This is a genomic window from Nitrobacter vulgaris (assembly GCF_002028545.1).
GTDB lineage: Bacteria > Pseudomonadota > Alphaproteobacteria > Rhizobiales > Xanthobacteraceae > Nitrobacter > Nitrobacter vulgaris.
Genome location: NZ_MWPQ01000045.1, coordinates 22,345 through 46,670, shown reverse-complemented (window position 1 = coordinate 46,670; position 24,326 = coordinate 22,345). Strand labels below are relative to the sequence as shown.

General features: G+C 59.5%; 21 protein-coding genes and 1 other RNA gene. 11 read left to right on the top strand and 11 right to left on the bottom strand.

The window, feature by feature from the left end; translation table 11 throughout:
- Positions 1-42: 42 nt before the first annotated feature.
- Entirely contained in the window at positions 43-840 is a 798-nt protein-coding gene (locus B2M20_RS12570; RefSeq protein ID WP_079447391.1) for a L,D-transpeptidase, read from the bottom strand.
- 266 nt (positions 841-1,106) lie between these two features.
- Between B2M20_RS12570 and B2M20_RS12565 the strand changes: the two genes are divergently transcribed.
- On the top strand, positions 1,107-1,445 hold the full coding sequence (locus tag B2M20_RS12565) for a hypothetical protein (protein WP_079447390.1): 339 nt from the start codon (positions 1,107-1,109) through the stop codon (positions 1,443-1,445).
- A gap of 79 nt (positions 1,446-1,524) precedes the next feature.
- On the opposite strand, the gene B2M20_RS12560 is transcribed toward B2M20_RS12565, so the two are convergent.
- The 3 genes from B2M20_RS12560 to B2M20_RS12550 all read right to left on the bottom strand — a co-directional run bounded on the left by B2M20_RS12560 (position 1,525) and on the right by B2M20_RS12550 (position 5,779).
- Complete coding sequence (locus tag B2M20_RS12560) at positions 1,525-2,286, bottom strand: ABC transporter permease (protein WP_079447389.1); 762 nt, start codon at positions 2,284-2,286, stop codon at positions 1,525-1,527.
- Between the two features lie 2 nt (positions 2,287-2,288).
- Positions 2,289-3,209 (bottom strand): ABC transporter ATP-binding protein, encoded by a 921-nt coding sequence (locus B2M20_RS12555; protein WP_079447388.1) that lies wholly within the window; start codon positions 3,207-3,209, stop codon positions 2,289-2,291.
- Positions 3,210-3,328: 119 nt separating this feature from the next.
- Positions 3,329-5,779, bottom strand: a complete 2,451-nt coding sequence (locus B2M20_RS12550; protein WP_079447387.1) for an ATP-dependent helicase — start codon at positions 5,777-5,779, stop codon at positions 3,329-3,331.
- A 266-nt stretch (positions 5,780-6,045) separates the two neighbouring features.
- On the opposite strand from B2M20_RS12550, the gene B2M20_RS12545 reads away from it, so the two are divergent.
- The gene (locus tag B2M20_RS12545; protein WP_079447412.1) at positions 6,046-6,219 is read left to right on the top strand and encodes a DUF1328 domain-containing protein; all 174 of its coding nucleotides are present in this window, start codon (positions 6,046-6,048) and stop codon (positions 6,217-6,219) included.
- A gap of 621 nt (positions 6,220-6,840) precedes the next feature.
- A complete protein-coding gene (locus B2M20_RS12540) occupies positions 6,841-10,452 on the top strand; it encodes an AsmA family protein (protein WP_079447386.1) in 3,612 nt (1,203 codons plus the stop codon).
- 110 nt (positions 10,453-10,562) lie between these two features.
- On the opposite strand, the gene B2M20_RS12535 is transcribed toward B2M20_RS12540, so the two are convergent.
- The 6 genes from B2M20_RS12535 to ssrA all read right to left on the bottom strand — a co-directional run bounded on the left by B2M20_RS12535 (position 10,563) and on the right by ssrA (position 14,447).
- Positions 10,563-10,895, bottom strand: a complete 333-nt coding sequence (locus B2M20_RS12535; RefSeq protein WP_079447411.1) for a ribbon-helix-helix domain-containing protein — start codon at positions 10,893-10,895, stop codon at positions 10,563-10,565.
- A 309-nt stretch (positions 10,896-11,204) separates the two neighbouring features.
- A complete protein-coding gene (locus B2M20_RS12530) occupies positions 11,205-11,459 on the bottom strand; it encodes a ribbon-helix-helix domain-containing protein (protein ID WP_079447385.1) in 255 nt (84 codons plus the stop codon).
- Positions 11,456-11,644 carry a DUF4169 family protein gene (locus B2M20_RS12525; protein ID WP_079447384.1) on the bottom strand — a complete coding sequence of 63 codons (189 nt, stop codon included), beginning with the start codon at positions 11,642-11,644 and terminating at the stop codon, positions 11,456-11,458. Before B2M20_RS12525 ends, B2M20_RS12530 begins: the two co-directional genes overlap by 4 nt.
- A gap of 228 nt (positions 11,645-11,872) precedes the next feature.
- Complete coding sequence (gene fumC / locus B2M20_RS12520; RefSeq protein WP_079447383.1) at positions 11,873-13,282, bottom strand: class II fumarate hydratase; 1,410 nt, start codon at positions 13,280-13,282, stop codon at positions 11,873-11,875.
- Between the two features lie 87 nt (positions 13,283-13,369).
- A complete protein-coding gene (locus tag B2M20_RS12515; protein WP_079447382.1) occupies positions 13,370-13,921 on the bottom strand; it encodes an SspB family protein in 552 nt (183 codons plus the stop codon).
- 167 nt (positions 13,922-14,088) lie between these two features.
- Positions 14,089-14,447: a transfer-messenger RNA gene (gene ssrA / locus B2M20_RS12510) on the bottom strand.
- A gap of 116 nt (positions 14,448-14,563) precedes the next feature.
- Between ssrA and B2M20_RS12505 the strand changes: the two genes are divergently transcribed.
- The 6 genes from B2M20_RS12505 to B2M20_RS12475 all read left to right on the top strand — a co-directional run bounded on the left by B2M20_RS12505 (position 14,564) and on the right by B2M20_RS12475 (position 20,196).
- Positions 14,564-15,358, top strand: coding sequence for a thymidylate synthase (locus B2M20_RS12505; protein ID WP_079447410.1), 795 nt, complete (start codon positions 14,564-14,566; stop codon positions 15,356-15,358).
- Positions 15,355-15,888 (top strand): dihydrofolate reductase, encoded by a 534-nt coding sequence (locus B2M20_RS12500; RefSeq protein ID WP_079447381.1) that lies wholly within the window; start codon positions 15,355-15,357, stop codon positions 15,886-15,888. The genes B2M20_RS12505 and B2M20_RS12500 overlap by 4 nt, the downstream gene beginning before the upstream one ends.
- A 155-nt stretch (positions 15,889-16,043) precedes the next feature.
- Positions 16,044-17,189 (top strand): FtsH protease activity modulator HflK, encoded by a 1,146-nt coding sequence (hflK, locus tag B2M20_RS12495; RefSeq protein ID WP_079447380.1) that lies wholly within the window; start codon positions 16,044-16,046, stop codon positions 17,187-17,189.
- Positions 17,186-18,082, top strand: a complete 897-nt coding sequence (gene hflC / locus B2M20_RS12490) for a protease modulator HflC (RefSeq protein ID WP_079447379.1) — start codon at positions 17,186-17,188, stop codon at positions 18,080-18,082. The genes hflK and hflC overlap by 4 nt, the downstream gene beginning before the upstream one ends.
- 34 nt (positions 18,083-18,116) lie before the next feature.
- Positions 18,117-18,317 carry a DUF2065 domain-containing protein gene (locus tag B2M20_RS12485; protein ID WP_079447378.1) on the top strand — a complete coding sequence of 67 codons (201 nt, stop codon included), beginning with the start codon at positions 18,117-18,119 and terminating at the stop codon, positions 18,315-18,317.
- 388 nt (positions 18,318-18,705) lie between these two features.
- Positions 18,706-20,196: a Do family serine endopeptidase gene (locus B2M20_RS12475; protein WP_079447376.1), complete on the top strand. Its 1,491-nt coding sequence runs from the start codon at positions 18,706-18,708 to the stop codon at positions 20,194-20,196.
- 127 nt (positions 20,197-20,323) lie between these two features.
- On the opposite strand, the gene serB is transcribed toward B2M20_RS12475, so the two are convergent.
- A complete protein-coding gene (gene serB, locus B2M20_RS12470) occupies positions 20,324-21,217 on the bottom strand; it encodes a phosphoserine phosphatase SerB (protein WP_079447375.1) in 894 nt (297 codons plus the stop codon).
- Between serB and miaA the strand changes: the two genes are divergently transcribed.
- The gene (gene miaA, locus B2M20_RS12465; protein WP_079447374.1) at positions 21,216-22,148 is read left to right on the top strand and encodes a tRNA (adenosine(37)-N6)-dimethylallyltransferase MiaA; all 933 of its coding nucleotides are present in this window, start codon (positions 21,216-21,218) and stop codon (positions 22,146-22,148) included. The two genes, serB and miaA, sit on opposite strands and share 2 nt — an antisense overlap.
- A 317-nt stretch (positions 22,149-22,465) precedes the next feature.
- The gene (locus B2M20_RS12460; protein ID WP_079447373.1) at positions 22,466-24,244 is read left to right on the top strand and encodes an acetolactate synthase 3 large subunit; all 1,779 of its coding nucleotides are present in this window, start codon (positions 22,466-22,468) and stop codon (positions 24,242-24,244) included.
- Positions 24,245-24,326 lie beyond the last annotated feature (82 nt).

Here is a 24,326-nt window from a genome sequence, read left to right as displayed (position 1 = left end):
TCTGCGTTGGCGGTAACAGCGCAATGGTGAAGATAGTAGCGGTCAGTCGTCGAAGCCAGAGAACAGGCCACGCGACCGATAGGGTCGTGGCGCATAGACCTGAGGCTGCGCGTATCCGTAGCCTGTTTGATCGCCGTAGTAGTATTGCTGTGGTTGAGGAACGTTCTGCGCACCGCGACGATAACCGCGCGGAGCAGGATAACGCTGATCGTTGGAACTGCCGTCCGCCGGATAGATATAGCCGTCGTCGCCGCGAACGGTGGCTTGCGGCTGGCGACCGGGTGCGATCTGTCCGGGCGTCAGATCGACCGGATTTCCGGCGGCATCGTAAGATTGATAGGCCGACGTCGGATCGCGACGGGCGACATCGGTTTGCCGCCTGCTACGAGGATTGCGCGCCAGCGCCACGCGCGACGATCCAGTCAGTGTGACGGTGGTGTTGAGGACGCCCTCTGTCTTCACGAGAGAGAACAGTGTGCTGGCGTTGGCGCGCGAGATACGGACGCAGCCGTGAGAGACGGGGACGCCGAGGCTGCCCTCGGAGAACGTGCCGTGGATGGCATGACCGATCTTGGTGAAGAAGATCGAGTGCGGCATCGGCGCGTCGTCGAACTCCTTGGAGAAATGGTCGGCTTCCATCCGGAAAGTTTGGAATTTTCCATTCGGAGTTTCGTGCGACGGATTTCCAGTCGAGACCGGCCATTGATAGCGTTCAACGCCGTCGACGGAAACGGTCATTTGCTGATTGTCCTTGTCGACCACAATGGACACCTTTGCGTGGGCGACGCTACCAGCGGCGAGAAACAGCAGAGCGGAAACAGGAATAAGAAACTTGCGCATTACCTCGGCCTCGACTTCAGCCTACGTCCCCGAGCCATATATGCGCTCAAACAGGATGTGCTTCCAGTAGCGGGTTTGCGTCATCGTTAACTCACGAGGCGGCACGACCAAGGCGGCGGGGAGGAAAAGTCGGGTGAGACCTTGGAAAGCGCCCTCGCGCACGGCTTGGAACTTTCGGCGGGATTCCACATTATATCACCTCAGATCCAGCGATCACGGCCTGTTGGGGCAACCTAGCTAGATTCAAAATAAGGACAGAAACGCCGATGAGGATGAGAACCATAGCATTGCCAACCGAGCCTTCTTTCCGATTGCGGATCGCGGTAGCCGCTGCTGCAGCGGCGCTGGCCCTATTCGCCATTCCGCATCAAGCGCATGCTCAGGGCGTCTTCAATGGCATGGAGCGTGGTGCCAACCAAGGCGCGTACGAGGGTCATCGTGCGGCAGGGCCGGTGGGTGGCGCAATCGGCGGCGCGATTGGCGCCGGCGTCGGGGGTGCCGTGGGCGGCGTCAACGGCGTGCTCGGCATTCCGGATCGCGGATACCGAAGGGGGCATCGATGCCGTGGTTATTGGAAGCACGGGCATTTCCACTGCTACCGTTGATAAGGATTTCCCGTATGACGTATGAGCAGACCGCGGTCGGGGGTTGAACCCGTCGCGGTCTGCGTTTGCGCATCACAATTTAATGTCTAAGCCGATAGCCGGTTCTGAATATCCACCATACCATCAACATGCAGGCCGCAAGAAAACCGACTGTCATGCCAATACTCACGGACACGCTGACGTCAGCAATCTCGTAAAAACTCCACCGGAATCCGCTGATGAGATAGACGACGGGATTAAAAAGCGCGAGGGTTTGCCAAGTCTGCGGCAGCATGTTGATCGAATAAAAACTTCCTCCGAGGAATGTTAGCGGCGTGATGATCAACATCGGAATCATCTGCAGTTTCTCGAAACCGTCGGCCCAAATCCCGATGATGAAGCCGAAAAGACTGAAGGTCACTGAGGTCAATATCAGAAAGGTCAGCATCCATATCGGGTGATGAATGTGCAATGGCACGAACAGACCGGCGGTGGCCAGAATGATCAGGCCTAGAATAATCGATTTGGTCGCAGCCGCCCCCACATAGCCGAGGACAATCTCGAAATAGGAGACCGGCGCCGACAGTATCTCGTAAATGGTGCCTATGAACTTTGGGAAGTAGATCCCGAACGATGCGTTGGTGATACTTTGCGTCAGCACCGACAACATTATGAGTCCGGGCACAATGAAAGTGCCGTAACTGACGCCCTCGACCTGAGTGATGCGCGATCCGATTGCCGCGCCGAACACCACAAAATAAAGCGAGGTCGAAACCACCGGTGACACGATGCTTTGCAGCAGCGTGCGCCAAGTGCGCGCCATTTCGAACTTGTAAATCGCCTGCACGGCTCCAAAATTCATGGTCAGGTCCTTACCAGGCTGACGAAGATCTCTTCCAGCGAGCTTTCAGTGGTGTCGAGGTCGGAAAATCTGATACCCGCGGCACGGAGATCGCTCAGCAGGCTGGTGATGCCGGTGTGCTCACTTTGGGTATCATAGGTATAGATCACTTGCATTCCGTCTGCGGCAAGTTCGAGATTGTAAGCCGCCAACGTTGCAGGTATGGCTTCGACCTTGCACTGCAAATGAAGCTTCAACCGCTTTTTGCCGAGCTTCTGCATCAGCGCTGCCTTTTCTTCGACGAGAATGATCTCGCCCCTATTGATGACGCCGACACGGTCCGCCATTTCTTGAGCTTCTTCGATGTAATGCGTCGTCAGAATGATCGTGACGCCCAAGGCTCGCAGCGCGCGCACCATCTCCCACATGGCTTTCCGTAATTCGACATCGACCCCCGCTGTGGGCTCGTCGAGAAACAGCACTTGCGGCTCGTGTGAAAGGGCCTTCGCAATCATAACACGTCGTTTCATGCCTCCGGACAGCGTGACGATCTTGCTATCTTTCTTGTCCCACAACGAGAGATCTCTCAGGACCTTCTCGATATGGGCCGGGTTCTTGGGCTTTCCGAACAGCCCACGGCTGAAACTCACGGTTGCCCAGACCGTTTCGAACGCATCAGTATGCAGTTCCTGCGGCACCAGGCCGATCAGCGCGCGGGTAGTTCGATAGTCGCGCCGGATGTCCCGACCGTCGACCCGCACCTGACCTGCGGACGCGTTGGTGATGCCGCAAATGATGCTGATGAGCGTTGTCTTGCCGGCGCCATTAGGGCCGAGCAGTGCGAAAATCTCACCCCGTTTGATATCGAGGTCGATGCTCTTCAGTGCTGCGAAGCCGGACGCGTAGGTCTTCGACAAGCCGGAAATAGATATGATGGGCGACATGCGAGCTTGACACGCTGTAAGCTGGTGGAAAAGGGACGACGAGAAGATGCTATCGCGTCGAATGGCAGGATGATGGAATGGAGGTTAGATAAGAACACGTGCGGTGGTTCGCAATTCGGCTACACCCGCTTCACAAAGCTATCGACCACCTTTTTGTCGCCGGCTTTTTCGAAAGCGATGGTCAGCTTGTTGCCATCGATCCGCGCCACTTTTCCGTAGCCGAATTTCTGGTGAAAGACCCGGTCGCCAAGTGAGAACTCGGATGTCGTGCCGGTAGATTTCGCGACCAGTTCGCCTTCGATGGTCAATGGCGTGTACTTCGACTTCGGTCGGCTCGCAGCATAGGGTGCATTGGTCTCATTAAATCCGCCCCGACCGCGATTGGCCTGTGCGCGTTGCCAGCCAGGCGTTGCATAGCTCGAGCCAAACGCCTCGATGTTGTCGAACCGCGAGGGGCCGTAACCGCCCGTTCCGCCCCATCCCGACCCACCCTTCGATTCCGTGATCTCGACGTTTTCAGCCGGCAGTTCGTCGAGGAAGCGGGACGGAATCGTCGTCGACCATGAGCCATGGATACGGCGATTGGTAGCGAAATAGAGCTTTGCGCGTCGGCGCGCCCGTGTCAGCCCGACGTGCGCGAGGCGGCGCTCTTCTTCGAGACCAGAGCGTCCCTGCTCATCCAGCGCGCGCTGATGGGGAAACAGACCTTCCTCCCAGCCTGGCAGGAAGACGCTGTCGAATTCGAGCCCTTTGGCGGAATGCAGCGTCATGACCGAGACGGCATCCTCGTCGGCGCCGCCGTCGCGATCCATCACCAGAGATATATGCTCGAGAAAGCCTTGCAGGTTTTCGAACTCCTCCATCGAGCGTACCAGTTCTTTCAGATTCTCCAGGCGACCAGCAGCATCAGCCGAGCGATCCTTCTGCCACATCTCCGTGTAGCCGCTCTCGTCCAGCACGATCTCGGCAAGTTCGGTGTGCGGTATGGCCTCTCGCTGCACGCGCCACCGGTCGAAACTCTCGACCAAAGCGCGCAGCGATCCGCGCGCTTTCGGTTTCAACTCGTCGGTTTCGACAACGGTGCGGGCCGCTTCGCTGAGCGGGATCTGCCGCTTTCGCGCGATGCCATGCAGCGTCTGGACGGTGGCATCGCCCAGGCCACGTTTGGGCACATTAACGATGCGCTCGAAGGCAAGATCATCAGCTGGCGAGTTGATGAGGCGCAGATAGGCGAGCGCGTCGCGGATTTCGGCGCGCTCGTAGAAGCGAGGACCGCCGATAACGCGATAGGGCAGGCCAAGCGTGACAAAGCGGTCTTCGAACTCGCGCATCTGGAATGAGGCGCGCACCAGAATTGCGATTTCATTCAATTTTTCGCCGGCGCGCTGGAGCTGTTCGATTTCCTCGCCAATGGCTCGGGCTTCCTCCTCGGAATCCCAGGAGCCGGTGACGGTGACCTTCTCGCCGTCGATATCCTCGGTACGTAATGTCTTGCCGAGCCTGCCTTCGTTATGCGCGATCAGGTGCGAGGCAGCGGCGAGGATATGGCCGGTTGAGCGATAATTACGCTCCAGTCGAATCACCTTGGCGCCTGGAAAATCGTGCTCGAAGCGCAGGATGTTATCCACCTCGGCGCCGCGCCAGCCGTAGATCGACTGGTCGTCGTCGCCGACGCAGCAGATGTTTTTGGGCTGGGCCGTGCGCGGGCTCGGATCCTCTCCCGGAGAGGAAGCGGGAAAATGCGCTTGCGATGAAGGCGGCGCCTGCGACAGCAACCGCAGCCATAGATATTGCGCAACGTTCGTGTCCTGATACTCGTCGACAAGGATGAACTTGAAGCGGTTCTGGTATTGCCGCAGCACGTCCGGATGCTCGCGAAACAACCGGACATTCTCCAGCAGCAAATCACCGAAGTCCACTGCATTGAGGATTTTCAACCGCGCCTGGTAGGCGGCGTAAAGCTTGCCGCCGCGACCGTTGCCGAATACGGAGGCTTCGCCCGATGGCACCTGTGCGGGCGTCAGTCCGCGGTTCTTCCAGCCGTCGATCAACCCGGCCAGCATCCGTGCGGGCCAGCGCTTGTCGTCGATGTTGTCGGCCTGCAGAAGCTGTTTGAGCAGGCGGATTTGATCGTCGACATCGAGAATCGTGAAGTTGGATTTGAGTTGCACCAGTTCGGCATGAACGCGCAGGATCCGGCCCGCAATGGAATGAAAGGTGCCGAGCCACGGCATACCTTCGACTGCTTGCCCGAGCATCTGGCCGAGACGATGCTTCATCTCGCGAGCGGCCTTGTTGGTGAAAGTCACCGACAAGATCTCGCCAGGGCGGGCGCGGCCCTGGCTGAGAATATGCGCGATGCGGGTCGTCAGCACGCGGGTCTTGCCTGTTCCCGCACCGGCCAGCACCAGAACCGGTCCGTCCAGCGTTTCCACGGCCTCGCGCTGTTCCGGATTGAGCCCGCTCAGATATCGTGGCGTTGCTGCGGCCCGCGCGCGCGCAGCGATGCCGCCGGCGGCGGGCTGGTGCTCGGAAACGTTGCTATGGATCAGTCTACCTGGATCGGTCATGCGAATCGTCTTTCCCCACGATGACACTGCTGGCCAGCGAAGGGGAGAGCCTCTTAGTCGGATCAATGAAATATATAGGGGTGACGCGCTTCGTATCGGCTTTTCTGCGTCCAAGCCAATGGAATGATCTCGCCGCGTTCGACGTTTTGTTCCCCAAAAGCCGCTCATTTTCAGAACTTTCTCGTGTAGGACCGGGCGGAACTATTGTTCCGGTGACGGATTGTTTTTCAGTCACGCGCAAAGCGCGCAAAAATGGAGGCCAGATCATGTTGAATTGGGTAGTGACGTTCCTGGTCATTGCATTGATTGCCGGCGTTTTGGGCTTTGGAGGTATCGCGGGCGCCTCGATCGAAATCGCGAAGATCATCTTTTTCATCGCGCTGATTCTGTTAGTGGTTTCAGCGGTGGTCGGGTTGTTGCGCGGCCGACCCGGCGCATAGCGCGCGGGTTTTAACCTGGGGTGTCGAGGGCATCGCGATTGTCCGGCGCTGTGCCCTCGGGGACGCGCGGCGATGCTGCAAGGGCAACGACGGCCTGAAGTGGGCACCGCTATCGGAGGCGAGGGGGACAGCGGGCGGCCATCTCGACGTGAAGCGTCATCGTTCGGAGGTTGCCGAGAGGCTTCTCGGTGAGCGTGTTGTAATTTCCTCTCCCTCACGCAGATGCTTTTCGTCGATCAATCCGAAGAGTTGGATCTACAATTGGGCCGTCCAGGCGATTTCCCGCAAATAGCGCAAATGGGATTCGGCCATGAACGCGGGAGGCGCGGGCACGCTTTCATGTAATCGAGGCCGATTCCCCAGTTCGAGCCAGAACAGGTCGGTGCGCGATGATGGATCACTTGACCGCCATCATCGCTTCGCACTGTCTGCGCCGCCCCTTCCAGGAACAATGCGCTGCCTGCCGTCGCTGCGACTTTGCCACAGTTGTTATTAGTATAAGGATACGGCATTCGTTTTAGTGCGCCTCGCGGAGTCCGGAAGCACGAACCCGGGTCTACCATTTGCGGAAGGGCGACCCGAACGAATGCAATTCTGTCGGAAGGGTCAGAGGGGGACACCGTGCAGACGACGCTGCTCGGCCTGGCGATTACATTCATTGTTGCGCTCATCGCCGCGCTGATCGGGCCGCATTTCATCGACTGGAGCCGGTTTCGGTCCCAGTTCGAGACAGAGGCGGCGCGCGTGATCGGCGCGCCGGTGCGGGTCGAGGGTAGGATCGACGCCCGGCTGCTGCCGTCGCCGTCATTGCGGCTTGAGTCGGTATTCGTTGGAAGGCCGAACGATCCGGGACAGGTACAGGCCGACAGTCTCGCCGTCGAATTCAGCCTTGGTTCGCTGATGCGTGGAGAGTGGCGCGCAACCGAATTGACGATCAACGGTGTTGCGCTCGACCTCGGTCTCAATGACAGAGAGCGGATGGGCTGGCCACTATCGCTCAATTTCGGCTCGCTTTCTGTTGATCAGTTGAATCTCACCGGCCGCGTAGCGCTTCATGATGCTGCAAGCCGCAGCACTTTGGAATTGAACGACATCGCGTTCAGTGGAGAGGTGCGGCCATCGGGAGCTTCCGTGCGCGGCGACGGCAATTTCGTGTTGTCAGGAACGCGATATCCCTTCCAAATTTCGCTCGCACAGGCGAGTGCCGGCGGTGCCAGCCGTGTTCACGTCGCGATCGATCCCGGAACGCGGGCGGAGTTCATCGACGTCGATGGGATCTTGTCATTCGACGAACAGATCCCGCGCTTCGATGGCGCGCTGACGCTGGCAGGTGCTGGGGAATCTGTCGGCAAAAACTTTTCGGTCGCCCCCTCTCAAAGACCATGGCGTGTATCGGCCAACGTAAAAGCAGATCCGAAAGGCGCGCGTCTCGAGCAGGTTGATGCTAGTTATGGTCATGCCGACTCTGCGCTGAGGCTCACAGGCAAAGGAGACATTCGTTTCGGCTCGTCGCCCCGGCTTCGCGCTGCATTCTCCGCGCGTCAACTCGACGCCGACCGCCTGTTTGCCAAGGAACAGGCCGATCCCGCAAAGATGTTGCAGACAATGCAACGTTATCTAACAAAAATCCCGAAACCATGGCTCGCCGCCGACATAGAGATCAGCGCCGACCAGATCATGCTGGGCGGCCGCCCGATACAAAATTTCAGCACTGACTTACGCAGCGACGCTGCTTCATGGACGATCAGCCGGCTGGAATTCCACGCTCCCGGCGCCACGCGTATGGCTGTTAACGGCGCGATCCTGCTGCCCGGACCGTCGCCGCGACTCAACGGTGCACTCGACGTTGAATCGTCTGATCCCGATACTTTCATCGCATGGTTGCAGGGCCGTGGCGAAGTCACTCATCTGAGCCGAAAGCCGCTGCATGTGCAAAGCAAGTTGACTGCTGATCAAAGCCAGGTGGTCTTCGAACAGCTCAAGGCCGATATCGAGGGTGGCAGCGTTGAAGGGCGGCTGGCGTTTGTCGATTTGACACCGGAGAACGGTACGCGGGCCGAAGCTGAACTCAAAGCGGATCGTCTCGATCTTGATGCGGCGGCAAGTCTGGTGCGCGCGGTCGCGGCATTGCAAGACAGTTGGCCCAGTGAGGGACGATTGTCCTTAAATGTTGATCACGCGATGTGGGCGACACGGGAGTTCGGTCCATTTCTCGCCGAACTGAGTTATGGGCCAACGGCAATCTCGCTCGAACAATTGAAAGTCGGCTCCTCCGGCGGACTCATGATCGATAGCTCCGGTGCATTCGACCGCATCAATACCACCGGGAAGTTATCGTTGAATGCGACATCTGAGTCGGTTGCCCCTATGGCGAGCGTGATTGCTCCGCTCGCACCGAGCGTTGCGGCGCGCCTCGATGCGATACCGGCGGCCGCGGGGGCTGCCCAGCTTCGCCTCACGCTCAACGTTGGTAAGAGCCTTGCCGACAACAACAAGGCAGATGCCAGCGCTACACTCGACGTCAATCTGCCGCAACTGAAAGGCTCACTGTCACTGGTTGCAGCACCTTCACTCGCGGCGGTACGCGCCGCCGATTTTGATGTATTGGCACGCAGCGAGGTGACGCTTCGGACGAATCTGACGTCGGAGCGCGGCGGGGGCGTGCCGATGCTGCTGGGTCTTGATCGTGTGATCGCGGTTGCGAACCCATCTGTATTGGAAGCTACAGCGACGGGAACCTGGCGTACCCCGGCTCAGCTAAATGCGAGGATGTCAGGAACCGATCTGGATGCCGAAATAAAAGGAATGGTGCAGCCATGGTCATCGGATCGGAAGGCGGACCTTAATCTCACAGTTCACCGCGTCGATCTCAAGCCGCGACTGAATCTTCAGCCGTCCGGTCCCGACGGTCAGGAGGTCAGGCTCTCGTCCCATGTCATCCTGGCCGACGACAAGCTGATTTTCAGCGATCTCGATAGCGCGATCGGCGACTCGCGTATGCGCGGGCATGTTACGGTCAGTCTAGGAAACGAAAGGCGCCTCGAAGGCGAACTCGGAATCAATACGCTCGATCTGGCGACGGTGTTCGGGCTTGCAGTCGACTTCGGGGGGCGTGATCCGGCGGAGCCGTTGAATGTCGGCCTGCCGGAGGGCTGGCGCGGTCAACTGGCTTTCGCGGCGCTGCGCGGCACGTTGCCGGGAGGCGCTGAATTGAGACCCGTCAGCGGCGTTGTCAAAGGGGACGACCATTCCCTGACGTTCGATGCGATGAAGGGGAAAATCGGCGATGGCGATGCCACGGCAAGCCTCCATGTTGGGCAGACCGCCGAAGGCGTTGCCTTGAATGCGAACGTCCAATTCACCAACGTCGAGGGGGCAGCATTGCAATACGGTGCGCTGGCGATGCCTGCCGGCCGCATCTCGGCGCGGATCACACTCGCCAGCCGGGGCCGCAGCGCGTCGGCGATGGTGGGAGCGTTGTCCGGCGACGGGGTGGTCACGCTCGATCACGCGCGGATTTCAGGGCTCGATCCGCGCGTGTTCGAAGTTGCGATCAATGGCAATGTCGAGCGGGGATCGGACGATGCTAGATTGCAGGAGATCGTAGAGCAGTCTCTCACCGCCGGTCCGCTGTCGGTCGTATCGGCGCAAATTCCGTTCACGGTGAGGGATGGCCGTGTGCGTGTTAGCCCAACGCCGTTAGACGGCGAAGGTGCGCAGGCGATTGTCTCCGGCGGCTATGACATCACGTCGGATCAAGTCGATATGCGCGCTGGCCTTGCGTCAACCTCGACCGGGTCTGCGAACGATCGTCCGCAAGTTCAGATATTCGCAGTTGGGCCGTCCCACGCGATAAACCGGGCTATTGATGTCGCGGCGCTGTCCTCATGGCTTGCGGTGAGGTCGATTGATCGCGAGTCTCGCAGACTCGACTCGATCGAGCAAAGCCTGGAGCCGGCTCCGAGCGTTTCCCCGGCGCAGGCATCCCTGCAGGCTGAACCCTCAAATCTTTCCGCTAGTCTACTGGCTTCGGACGCAGCACCCGTCACTCATCCACCAAGACCAAAGCGGGATCCTCGGCGGTTCGCGGCAAGAGGTCGGATGGCTGTCCCGCTACCGTCTCGGCGTCCGACGACTGCCGCCCGGGTATCCCGTGTGCCGACACCGCCGTCGGTTGCGCGTTTGCCGGTGGAGACACAGCTCGTGGCGCCAAGGCCGGTGCGCCAGCGCTGAGGCCGCCCGTCTCCCCGGAGGAACGAAGCCAGTGCGTCAACTCGCGAAGAAGTGTCCCCGACCAAGTCCGGGTATTCCTTCTGATTTGCTCCGAGCCGACAGGAGTGGAGCTACTTCGGGCCAAGCGGCGCAAGCCGCGTTGACGGTGCCTGACGTTCGCCGATGAACATGGTGCTTACCGCTCGCGTGCGAAAATGCTCGAGGACATACAGACGAATCGCCGAAGACAAGTTGCTGGTCCTGCGATTGGTATCGATCGAAGCAATTTGTGTGGAAAGGGTTATGCCCCGCCGTGTCGCGATATCCTTCAGGCTGGTCCAGAACGCATCTTCGAGGCTGACACTGGTCTTGTGACCACCGACGACCACGGATCTTTTGACGACGGCATATTCGCGCAATGGTCCTGGTTCTCCGCGGCGGTCGCCGCTTTCGTCGTTTTGCATGATTGACTCCATCTGTATTCCGGCAAGCCTCATCATCGTCGCACGATGAGATCTCACCGGATGTTTGTTCGGTCCAACTGCGAAAGCGGTGCTGCGGACCGTCGGTGGACCGCGCTGCGGGCATGCAGGTGACTTCGCGGTCTACCTCTGATCGGCGCGATGGCAGATCGTCAAGGCAGGTAAATAGTAGCTGAAAGTACCCGACGTCGGTATTCGGGAAACAACCTAGCCCGGCTCACTATCGTGACGCGGACCTTCGCAGACATACGGATGAGAATTGCGCCGGTGATCTGCGGAGAATCGCGCTTGCTATCCGAGGCTAGGACTGTGTTCGGATCCGGACGTCGTCGCGCGGCTTCGAAAGTAGTCCAGCACGAAGAGACGGATTGCCGAGGAGAGGTTGCCCTGTTGGCGGTTGCTGTCGATTTCCCCGACGAGTTCGGACAGCGTCATGTCGCGGTGACTCGAAATTTCTTTCATCCCGTTCCAGAATGCTTCCTCGAGGCTCACGCTTGTCTTGTGACCAGCCACTACGATCGATCGTTTCACTACTGGCGATTTCATGACGCGTCCTCGCCGTCGATGCGGTGTTGATCGAGCAAACGCAGTTCTCGCATCCTCCGCTGTTCGGAAAGATCGCGCTCGGCTTTGCTGCGGCCGAAGCGCGCGCGATTAGCGTCAGCGGTGGCGGCCGCCTGTTTGCGTTCGGCGCGCTTCCTGCGCTTGTTTAAGTTAATCACATCCCCCATGACCAATTCCGCTGTCTTGAATGCCGGGAACGCGCAGCCGCAAACATCGAAAATTCATTCCGCCAAAAGCGGCTATAATTGGGGATGTACCATGATGCATCGCAGCAGGGTAGAAAATTTTGTCTAATATGCTACGCAATATTAGAATATAATAATTGCCGAAACCCTGATCATTAGAATATCAGCCTGTTAGAGAATGATAGAACTACAAAACTCCGACCGGTCATTTTATCCTGGTCGGGTCATTTTGCTGGGTTGCACCAATCGGTCGAACTCCGCAGCCGTAACAAAGCCGAGCCGCTGAGCCTCCTCCTTTAATGTTGATCCGCGAGCGTGGGCGGCCTTGGCGACCTTCGCCGCGTTATCGTAGCCGATCCTTGGCGCGAGAGCCGTGACCAGCATGAGCGAGCGTTGCATCAATTCGCGAATCCGCTGCTCGTCGGCACGGATGCCTTTGATGCAGTGTTCGGTGAATGAGCGCACGACGTCGGCGAGCAGCTGTATGGAATCGATCATACAGTAAGCCAAAACCGGCTTGTAAACGTTAAGTTCGAAATGCCCCTGGCTGCCAGCCACAGTCACGGTCGTATGGTTTCCGAACACCCGACAACAGACCATTGTCATCGCTTCGCACTGAGTAGGGTTGACCTTCCCCGGCATAATGGATGACCCAGGTTCGTTCTCGGGAAGAATCAGCTCTCCGAGGCCAGACCGAGGTCCGGAACCCAGAAGGCGGATGTCGTTCGCGATCTTGAACAGGCCCGTTGCGACTGCATTGATCGCGCCGTGAGCGAAAACATAGGCGTCGTTTGAAGCCAACGCCTCAAATTTGTTTGGAGCGCTTGTGAAGGGGAGTTTTGTAAGCAGCGCTGCATTTTTCGCAAACAGTTTGGCAAATTTTGGCTTCGAGTTCAGTCCTGTCCCCACCGCGGTTCCGCCTTGCGCCAGCGGATAGAGATCCTTCAGTGCTATGTGAAGTCGGGCCAGACCGCTCTCGATCTGCGCCGCATAGCCGGAGAATTCCTGGCCGAGCGTCAGCGGAGTTGCATCCTGGGTATGAGTCCGCCCAATCTTGACGATATCAGCGAAGACCTTTTCTTTTTCGCGTAGCGCCTTGAGCAGAGCGGCCAGGGCGGGAACCAAGTCTGACACGATGCCATGAGCTGCCGCGATATGCATCGCCGTCGGAAATGAATCATTCGACGACTGGCTCATGTTGACGTGGTCGTTTGGGTGAACGGGCTTCTTATGGCCGAGTTCGCCACCGAGCAACACGTTGGCACGATTGGCGATGACCTCGTTGAGGTTCATGTTGGTCTGTGTGCCGGAACCGGTCTGCCAGACCACCAGCGGAAAATGCTCGTCGAGCTTGCCGTCGATCACTTCGCGTGCCGCGCGAATGATTGCGTTCGTGCGCCGGCGGTCGAGCAGGCCAAGCTCCCGATTGGTCTGTGCTGCTGCGAGTTTGACGATGCCGAGCGCTCGAATCAGCGGCATCGGCATCCGGTCGTCTCCGATGCGGAAGTTTTGTCGGCTGCGTTCGGTCTGGGCTCCCCAGTAGCGGTCTGCCTGAACTTCGATGGGACCGAAGCTATCGGTTTCCGTGCGCGTTTTCGCCGTGCGTGATGACGCAACCATGGTCCGGTCCGTTATGTTTGATGCCGCTGTGGGGCGCAGCCCAATCCTCCGCCCGCGAAAGGACAATCCGGCAAATGCAACCCCGGGTTACTTCTTGCGAAAGCGGTCCAGTCTGACAACCTCGGCGCCCTGGCCAGGTTTAGGTTTGTCCTCGGTTTCGGCCGGCTGAGAAGGATTGGCCGGAACGGCCAGCGCCGTCGGGGAGGGCGCAGTCGGGGTCGTCCTCGAGGTCTCGCTCGCGCTTGTCTCGATCTCAGCTTTCTCCGTCTCGGTTGTTTCTGTCGCAGCCGGCTCAAACTGCAATCCGAACTGTACCGATGGGTCGAAGAAGCCCTTGATCGCGCTGAAGGGAACCACGAGGCGCTCCGGCACCCCGCCGAACGACAGCCCGACCTCGAAGTGATCTTCGGTCACCGTCAGATCCCAGAACTGATGCTGGAGAATGATGGTCATCTCCTCGGGATATTGCGCCAGAAGGCGGGACGATATCGTCACTCCGTCGGCCGTCGACATGAAGGTGATGAAAAAGTGGTGCTCGCCCGGCAGCCCGTGCTCGGCGGCGTCCATCAGCACGCGGCGCAGGACACCGCGCATTGCGTCGCTCGTAAGCAAATCGTAGCGAATATGATCGGTTTGCATCGATTAGGTCTCGTCGCCTCGGCAGTATGCGCAAATCGCCGCGAACGTCTAAGCCGACTCGCGCCGTCTCGCGATGATACTCCCACGATCTTGCGAGGTCAGCAGCGGTTGGGGTCGGACCGGTAAGTTTCTCGTCGCCAGTTGGGCTGGAGCGGTGAACGGATTAAAGTGGAGGCTTCTGTTGCCAGGTGCCTCCGAACCCCGCCTGACGGAGCTTAACCCATCAGGACTTCAGAGTGGTCTTTCAAACTGCGTTACGCAGCCTGAGCAACCGGAGCATAGTTGTCGTTTGCAACTATTGCATAGCCCGATAACGGCGGAACCATACCGGGAAAAAGCGAGCCCTTTACGCCCTCGTCGATCCTGTTTCGCCCCCGCCAGAACCCGAAATCTGCCGGGTCGGGCTCTGGTGGAGGCGCCGGGTACTGCCCCCGGGTCCGAATGGTTTATTGCGGCGGCCATTTATTTCCATAGCCGGCGAACCGGCGCTTTCAATATAGTCTGCAAAACGTGAGGAAAAAAGGGTGCCAGACGGCACATTTTTTGCCGTCTCGGCGATCCATTTTCCCGGGTATAATGAGGCGCGGCGCTGTCAGATCAACCGATCCGACGTTAAGTTCATCGCCCGAAAGCGCCACTGGCATGAATCAATATCACGATCTGCTCAAACGAATACTCGGCGAAGGTACGGAGAAGCATGACCGTACCGGCACCGGAACGCTGTCTGTCTTTGGACATCAGATGCGCTTCGATCTCGCCTCTGGCTTTCCGATGCTGACCACCAAGAAGCTTCCCCTCCGGTCGATCGTGCATGAACTGCTCTGGTTCCTGAAGGGCGAGACCAACATTAAATATCTGAAAGACCACGGCGTCTCGATCTGGGACGAGTGGGCCGATGCAAACGGCAATCTCGGCCCGGTGTACGGTTCGCAGTGGCGTTCATGGCCCGCGCCGGACGGTCGCAGTATCGACCAGATCGCCAACGTCATTGACATGATCCAACACAACCCCGATTCGCGGCGGTTGATCGTCAGTGCGTGGAATCCGGCCGATGTCGATAAGATGGCGCTACCGCCGTGCCATTGCCTGTTTCAGTTCTATGTCGCCAACGGAAAACTGTCATGCCAGCTTTATCAGCGCTCGGCCGACGTATTCCTCGGTGTACCCTTCAATATCGCGTCTTATGCGCTGCTGACGATGATGGTTGCGCAGGTTACGGGGCTTAATCCCGGCGACTTCGTACATAGCCTGGGCGACGCGCACCTGTATTCGAATCATCTTGAGCAGGCTCGGCTTCAACTCGCGCGGCCCGAGCGGCCGCTGCCGACGATGACAATTAACCCCGAGGTGAAGGATATCTTCGCGTTTCGCTACGAGGACTTCAAACTCGAAAATTACAATCCCCATCCGCACATCAAGGCGGAGGTCGCCGTATGACCGGGATTGTCTCCCTGCGTCCGGAAATAGCCCTGGTGGTTGCGGTTGCCGAGAACGGTATAATTGGTCAGCGCAATGGAATCCCGTGGCGGCTGAAAGCCGATCTGCAACGCTTCAAGGCGATCACTATCGGCAAGCCGATCGTAATGGGCCGCAAAACCTTCGACTCATTGCGTCGGCCACTGCCGGGACGAACCAACATCGTCATCACCCGCGATCCGGACTTTACGGCGGCCGGAGCGTTGGTGACACGATCGCTGGTAGACGCGCTCGCCATCGCAAAAGGAGATGCCATGCGGCGTTCGGTCGCTGAGATTGCGGTGATCGGCGGTGCCGAGATCTATACCGCGTCCATGCCTGTAGCCGACCGCCTCGAAGTGACCGAGGTTCATGCCCAAGTCGATGGGGACACCGTTTTCCCGCCGATCGATCCTTCGATCTGGCACGAAGTCGCCCGCTGCCGAAACACGGCGGCCAGCGGCGACACTGCCGATTATTCTTATGTGACATATCGCCGTCGGATGCATTAACCGCATTCCCTGATGTTTGCATTGACATTTGTCTGATCGAATATAGCTCCTTGCAGCTAACAAGCCGCGTTGTAAGGGCCGAGAGCGTCCCCTATAAGGTCGAATGGAGAGCGAGGTTAGGCTTTAAAGGCCCATCCGCGCGGAGGAGAGTGTCGATGCCGTGGAAGAATCAAACCGGGGGGCCGTGGGGTCAGGGTCCGAAAGGGCCTTGGGGAGCCGGCCCGCAGCCGACTGGACCCAAGCCACCGGATCTTGAGGATCTGCTGCGTCGGGCTCAGGAACGTATCCGGCAACTGTTGCCAGGCGGACATCTGAGCGGCATGGGCATCTTGCTGATCCTGGTCGGCGCGGTCGTGATTTGGGGGATGTCCGGCTTCTTCCGGGTGCAGTCGGAAGAACTCGGTGTGGTGCTGCGCTTCGGCAAGCATGTACGGACCGTGCAGCCTGGCCTCAATTATCATCTGCCGTATCCGATCGAGACCGTGTTGCTGCCGAAGGCGCTGCGTGTCTCGACCCTCAATATCGGTTTGACGCTGGCTCAGGACCCGGCCCGGAACACCAGCACGATGCGTGATGTGCCGGAGGAAAGTCTGATGCTGACGGGCGATGAAAACATCGTCGACGTCGATTTCACGGTGTTGTGGCGGATCAAGCCGGGCGGGGTCGGTGACTTCCTGTTCAATATCCAGAATCCGGAAGGTACCGTCAAAGCGGTGGCCGAAAGTGCGATGCGCGAATTGGTGGGACGTTCGGATATTCAACCCATTCTAACGTCCGAGCGAACCAAAATTGAAGCTTCGGTGCATGAACTGATGCAGAAGACCCTGGATGAATATGGTGCCGGTGTTCTGATTCAGCAGGTGCAGATGCAGAAGGTCGATCCACCGGCTCAGGTCATCGATTCATTCCGCGACGTGCAGGCGGCGCGTGCTGACCTCGAGCGGCTGCAGAACGAAGCCCAGACCTACGCCAATCGAGTTATTCCCGATGCGCGCGGCCGGGCGTCGCAGATCGTGCAGAATGCTGAAGGCTACAAGGGACAGGCCATCGCCGAAGCCAAGGGCCAGAGTTCTCGGTTTCTGCAGGTTTATGAGGCCTACAAAACGGCACCTGACGTGACGCGCGAGCGCATCTACCTGGAGACCATGGAGCATGTGCTCGGAGACGCCGACAAGCTCGTATACGATCCGGGTTCATCGTCGCCGGGTATCTTGCCTTACCTGCCGCTGAGCGAATTGACATCGCCGCGTGGTGCCGGGACCGCGAACCAGCCAGCCAGGACGAACGGGAGCGCCCGATGAAAATCGGAGTTTTAGGGATTGCCGGGCTACTGGTAGGGCTGGCCTTGCTGGTGGTGGGATATAGTTCCGTTTTCACGGTGAGCCAGACCGATCAGGTGTTGCTGGTGCGACTGGGTGAACCGGTGCGTGTCGTCACCGAGCCGGGACTGCATTTTAAGGCGCCGTTTGTGGATTCCGTGATCCAGATCGACAAACGAATTCTGGACCTCGAGCAGGCGTCGCAGGAAGTCATTGCGTCGGACCAGAAGCGGCTCGTTGTCGATGCGTTCGCGCGCTATCGAATCAAGGATGCGCTGCGCTTCTACCAAAGCGTCGGCTCCGTCCAGGCAGCCAATATCCAGTTGACGACACTGCTTAATGCGTCGCTGCGTCGTGTTCTGGGCGAGGTCACCTTCATCCAGGTGGTGCGGGATGAGCGCGAACAACTGATGGGTCGCATCCGCGACCAGCTCGACAAGGAGGCCAGCGGATACGGCATCTCGGTCGTCGATGTTCGGATTCGGAGAGCCGATCTGCCGGACCAGAACAGTCAGGCGGTCTATCAGCGCATGCAGACTGAGCGACAACGGGAGGCCGCCGAGTTCCGCGCTCAGGGTGGTCAGAAAGCGCAGGAGATCCGGGCAAAGGCTGATCGCGAAGCGACCGTGATCGTGGCCGAGGCCAATTCCGCGGCCGAGCAGATCCGCGGCCAGGGCGATGGCGAGCGCAACCGTCTGTTTGCCGATGCCTACAACAAGGCCCCGGACTTCTTTGCGTTCTACCGGTCAATGACCGCCTACCAGAACGGATTGAAGGGCAGCGCTACCCGCTTCCTGCTGAAGCCCGATTCCGACTTCTTCCGTTTCTTTGGGCATCCAAGCGGCAGGCCTGCGGCATCGGCGGCGAAGCCGTAAACCCGAAAGATCGCGATGCCGGGAGACGCCGCCGATGGGTTCCATCGCCTTCGCCGATTTTCTTATCGGTCTCGGTATCCTTTTCATGCTTGAAGGCATCCTGTTTGCCGCGGCACCGGATTGGACGCGGCGAGCGATGAAAAGTGCGCTGGCAGCTCCAGAACACATTTTGCGGATGGTGGGTATCGGGTCGGCAATCGTGGGCCTTATCCTGATCTGGCTGGTCAGGCGTTAGGGGGGCAGGCTCTTGGCGGCCACCGACTCTATAGTTTGATCCGCCAGTGATGCTGTAATTCTAGGCATTCGCCGCGACGATCGCTGAGATCATGCGAGTGAATATCATAGGTTTTCGCGCGAAGACCGTCGGTCGGCATGAAGAAGACCCAGCGTACCAAAAGATAGAGCGCCGCTTCTATGTCTATCGGTGGCGGAAGCCTACCGGAGCCAACGGGCGGGAGCGCTTCGAAAGCCTGAGCTTGCAACGTATCGTGAAGGTGGTGCCAGCTTTTTGCCGTAATCGGAAATCCCGATGGATCAGCGAGCGCCGTTTCGCTGCTTGCGCGTGTTCGGCGTCCGGCGCAGTGTATGCCCGGCAATATGCTTCTCCAGGAGAGACTCGAAACATGATCCGAGCGATTCACGCGTTGAGCTTTCGCCGGCGTTCCCTGCTAATCGCGCTATGCCTCAGCGCCGCTAGCGCCATGATATCCGAGCCGGCGCTGGCCCGCGGTCCCGATGGCATCGCCGACGTGGCGGAAAAGGTGATCGACGCGGTGGTCAACATCTCGACGACCCAAACCGTTGAAGCAAAGAGTGGCGAGAGCCGCCGCGCGATTCCACAACTTCCGCCGGGATCACCGTTCGAGGAGTTCTTCGACGACTTCTTCAAGAATCGCCGCGGCGGCAAGAATGGCGGCCTGCAAACGCACAAGACAAACTCGCTCGGCTCCGGATTCATCGTCGATGCCGCCGGAATAGTGGTCACCAATAATCACGTTATCGCCGATTCCGACGAGATCAACGTCATTCTGAATGATGGCACCAAGGTCAAGGCTGAAACCGTCGGGGTCGACAAGAAAACCGATCTCGCAGTGCTGAAGTTCAAGCCGCCGCATCCGCTGACCGCCGTCAAGTTTGGCGATTCCGACAAGTTGCGGCTCGGCGAATGGGTGATCGCCATCGGCAACCCGTTCAGTCTTGGCGGTTCCGTTACAGCCGGGATCGTCTCGGCGCGCAACCGCGACATCAACAACGGCCCCTATGACAGCTACATCCAGACCGACGCCTCCATCAACCGTGGCAATTCCGGTGGTCCACTGTTCAATCTCGAGGGCGAGGTCGTGGGAGTGAATACGCTGATCATCTCGCCGTCGGGCGGTTCTATCGGGATCGGCTTTGCGGTGCCGTCGAAGACGGTAGCAGGCGTTGTCGATCAATTACGGCAGTTCGGTGAGTTGCGTCGAGGTTGGCTTGGTGTCCGTATCCAGCAGGTCACCGACGAGATCGCCGACAGCCTCAATATCAAACCGACCCGCGGGGCGCTCGTTGCCGGCGTGGAGGATAAAGGTCCAGCTAAACCTGCCGGCATTGAACCCGGCGATGTCATCATCGCTTTCGACGGAAAGGACATCAAGGAGCCGAAAGATTTGTCTCGCCTTGTCGCCGACACGGCAGTTGGCAAGACAGTCAAGGTCACGATCATTCGCAAAGGCAAGGAAGAGACCAAGAAGGTAACGCTGGGACGCCTCGACGACAGCGACAAGGCAACGCCCGTCTCGATCAAGACCAGGCCTGATGACGACGACAAGCCCGTAACGCAGAAGGCGCTCGGTCTCGATCTCGCCACGCTTAGCAAGGATCTGCGTGCGCGCTACAAGATTAAGGACAGTGTCAAGGGCGTCATCGTCACCGATGTGGACGCGGATTCCGACGCGGCCGAGAAGCGGCTCAGCGCCGGCGACGTCATCGTAGAGGTGGCGCAGGAAGCCGTGAGTAGCGCTTCCGATATCCGCAAGCGCGTCGATCAATTGAAGAAGGACGGCAAAAAGGCAGTGTTGCTGATGGTTTCGAACGGCGCCGGCGAACTGCGGTTTGTGGCGCTGAGCCTGAAGTAGGTACGAACCACATCGGAGCGCGGTTGTCGTGGTCGGGGCAATCGCCGTTCGATGGAGCGGCGAAAGACGTGGATCACTGAACAATAAGCGGAGACGGCGGCTGATTGCGCTTTAAGTCTGAATGGACTCAAGCGTTCACAAACTCGTCGCGTCGATATCCCTGCGCATAGAGCAGGGCGGTAAGGTCGCCGTGATCGATTCGGGCGGCTGCCGCTGCGGCAACCGCGGGCTTGGCATGATAGGCGACACCTAGGCCAGCCTGCTGGATCATGCCGAGGTCGTTGGCGCCGTCGCCTACCGCCAGCGTATCAAGATTGTCGAGATCGGAGGCATCGCGCAGTTCGATCAGAGTTGCAAGTTTCGCCTCGCGACCGACGATCGGTTCGGCGGCCGCGCCCGACAATTTTCCGTCTTCGACCAGTAGCGTATTGCCGCGATTTTCCTGAAAGCCGATCATGGCGGCCACTGCTTTGGTGAACAAGGTGAAGCCGCCTGAGATCAGGCAGGTATAGGCTCCATTGGAGCGCATGGTCATGACCAATTCGCGCCCGCCCGGTGTCAGCGTGATGCGCTTTGCCAGCACCTCGTCTACGACTGATACAGAAAGACCCTTCAGCAACGCCACGCGCTCACGCAGCGCGGTTTCAAACTGCATTTCGCCGCGCATGGCACGCTCGGTGATCGCTGCTACATGTGCCTTGAGACCGGCGAAATCGGCGAGTTCGTCGATGCACTCCTGCCCGATCATGGTGGAATCCATGTCGGCCAGAAACAGTTTCTTGCGCCGGCCGAGCTGCGGCTGGATCACTACGTCGATCGGCAGATCGCCGCGCGCCTCGCGCAGGCGCTGCGCAATGGCCGGAATGGGCTCGTCGCTTTCGAAGGGAATGTCGGCCGCGACTTCGTCCCACAGCCAGCGCGCCGGGCCGGCATTGCTCAGAATTGCGCGCGCGCCGTCGAGCACCGTGCTATCGAGCGCGGGGTTAACCGGATTGCAGATCAGCGTGGCGACGAGCGACATGGATGGGGAGAGCTCTGGCGAGGTAAACGGGCAGGCGACGGATGCCGTGCTTATCGCAGGGCCGACCGCGAGCGGCAAGTCTGCGTTAGCGTTGTCACTTGCCGAACGGACGGGCGGCGTCGTCATCAATACCGACTCCATGCAGGTCTATCGAGATCTCCGCATCTTGACCGCGCGGCCGACCCCTGATGAGGAGGGGCGAGCGCCACACCGGCTCTACGGCCATGTCGATGCGAGCGTGAACTGCTCCGCCGGGATGTGGGTCGCCGATGCAGCGGTCGCTCTTGCCGAAGCTCGCGCGCAAAACCGGGTGCCGATCTTCGTCGGCGGCTCCGGCCTTTACTTCAAAGCGCTGACGCGCGGCCTGTCGGCGGTGCCGCCGATTCCGTCTCAGGTGCGCGATGACGTCCGAGCGCGCCTCGAACGTGATGGGGCCGAAGTGCTTCATGCTGTTCTCGCGCGGCGCGATCCGGCGGCGGCGCAACGTCTGAAACCGCGCGACCGCGCCCGCATCGCCCGTGCCCTCGAAGTGGTCGAGGCGACCGGACGCTCGTTGATCGATTGGCATCGCGATGGCTTACCGCCGTTGCTGCCGCCCGAGCGGGCGAGGGCGGTCTTCGTTGCTCCGGATCGTGAAGTGCTCTACGCGCGGATCGACGCCCGTTTCGATGCGATGCTGGCGGCCGGGGCGCTGGAGGAAGTCGCGGCGCTGGCCGAACGGCGTCTCGACCCGCTCCTGCCGGCGATGAAGGCGCATGGCGTGCCCGCGCTGGTCCGGCATCTGCGCGGCGAGATTTCGCTGGCGGAGGCCGCCCAGATCGGGCGCGCCGACACGCGCCACTATGCCAAGCGGCAGTTCACCTGGTTTCGCCATCAGTTGACAGAGTTCGCCTGGGTGCGGCCTGAGGAGGCCAGAAAGGCGCTGGACTAAGGGGGTTGACGTTTCGCGCTGAGGCGACCGGCCCCTCGGCCCCCTTCCAAACCGCCGAAACCGGCTTATTTGCATCGAAACACCGTTGACGGCCGCAAATCCGCCCCGTATAACCCGCGCAACCTTTGGGAACGTTAGCTGTAAAATGCGCAACTTTGTTATCCGCCACCTCGTCCCCGTTATCATCGTATCCTGGAGCACCGCCCGGGACGGCTGAGCCGTCCGAATGGAAGGCGGTGTGCCGGGGGCCTTCAAGGCCCTTTTTTATTGTTTGCGACGCTGGCGGACACGAAGCCTGCGCGAATCCGGAGCCGACCATGAGTCAGACCAAGCGCCAAGATTCCAATCAGATGACCGGTGCGGCCATGATTGTTCGAGCCCTCGTTGACCATGGTGTCAAAAGCATTTTCGGTTATCCGGGCGGGGCTGTACTCCCGATCTATGACGAAATTTTTCAGCAGAGCGATATCGAGCATGTCCTGGTGCGGCACGAGCAGGGCGCGGGTCACGCGGCCGAAGGCTACGCCCGCTCCACCGGCAAGCCGGGGGTGGTGCTCGTGACCTCGGGGCCCGGCGCTACCAATATGGTGACGCCGCTGACCGATGCGCTGATGGACTCGATCCCGCTGGTCTGCATCACCGGCCAGGTGCCGACGCACCTGATCGGCAACGATGCGTTTCAGGAATGCGACACCGTCGGTATCACCAGGCCCTGCACCAAGCACAACTGGCTGGTGCGCGACGTCAACGATCTCGCCAAGGTGCTGCACGAGGCGTTCTATGTGGCGACTACCGGCCGCCCCGGGCCGGTCGTGGTCGATGTGCCCAAGGACGTGCAGTTCGCCACCGGAACCTATCACCCGCCGCGCAAGACCGATGTCCACGCGTCATACAAGCCTCAGATAAAGGGGGATGCCGGACAGATCCGCAAGGCTGTCGCGCTGCTGGTGAATGCCAAGCGGCCGATGATCTATACCGGCGGCGGCATCATCAACTCGGGCCGAGAGGCGTCGAAGACGCTGCGCGCGCTGGTCGAAGCCACTGGTTTTCCGATTACGTCCACTTTGATGGGACTAGGGGCCTATCCGGCCTCCGGCAAGAACTGGCTTGGAATGCTCGGCATGCACGGCACTTATGAGGCCAACATGGCGATGCATGACTGCGACGTCATGCTGTGCATCGGTGCACGCTTCGACGATCGAATAACGGGTCGTACCGATGCGTTCTCGCCGGGATCAAAGAAAATTCACGTCGATATCGACCCCTCATCGATCAACAAGAATATCCGCGTCGACGTGCCGATCATCGGTGATGCCGGCAGCGTGATGGCCGACCTGTTGCAGGCTTTCAAGGCGGAAGGCAAAAATCCTAAAATCGATCCGTGGTGGTTCGAGATCGGGCGCTGGCGCGCGCGCAACTCGCTGGCTTATAAGAAGAACGACGATGTAATCCTGCCGCAGTTCGCGATCCAGCGTCTGTTCGAGGCGACGCGAGGCCGGGACACCTACATCACAACCGAGGTCGGCCAGCATCAGATGTGGGCCGCGCAGTTCTTCGGATTCGAGGAGCCGCACCACTTGATGACCTCGGGTGGCCTCGGCACTATGGGCTACGGTTTGCCGGCCGCGCTGGGAGTGCAAGTGGCGCATCGCGACAGCCTCGTCATTGACATTGCCGGCGATGCTTCCGTGCAGATGACGATGCAGGAAATGTCGACGGCGGTTCAGCACGAGCTTCCGATCAAGATCTTCATCCTCAACAACCAGTACATGGGCATGGTGCGGCAGTGGCAGCAGTTGCTGCACGGCAACCGCCTGTCGCACTCGTATTCAGAGGCGCTTCCCGATTTCGTCAAGCTCGCCGATGCCTTCGGCTGTGTCGGCCTGCAGGCGACCAAGCCGTCTGATCTCGACGGCGCGATCAGGGAGATGATCTCGGTGAAGAAGCCGGTGCTGTTCGACTGCCGCGTCGCAGCGCTGGAAAACTGCTTCCCGATGATTCCATCCGGCAAGGCGCACAACGAAATGCTGTTGCCGGCGGAAGCCAATGACGATGCGACCGCGGCCGCATTTGCCGGCGGCAAGGCGCTGGTGTGAAAATGTCTCGAAGTGTCGCCACGCACAGATCGTCATGCGCGGACTTGATCTGCGCATCCATCGTGAAGACGGCTTGCCGGGG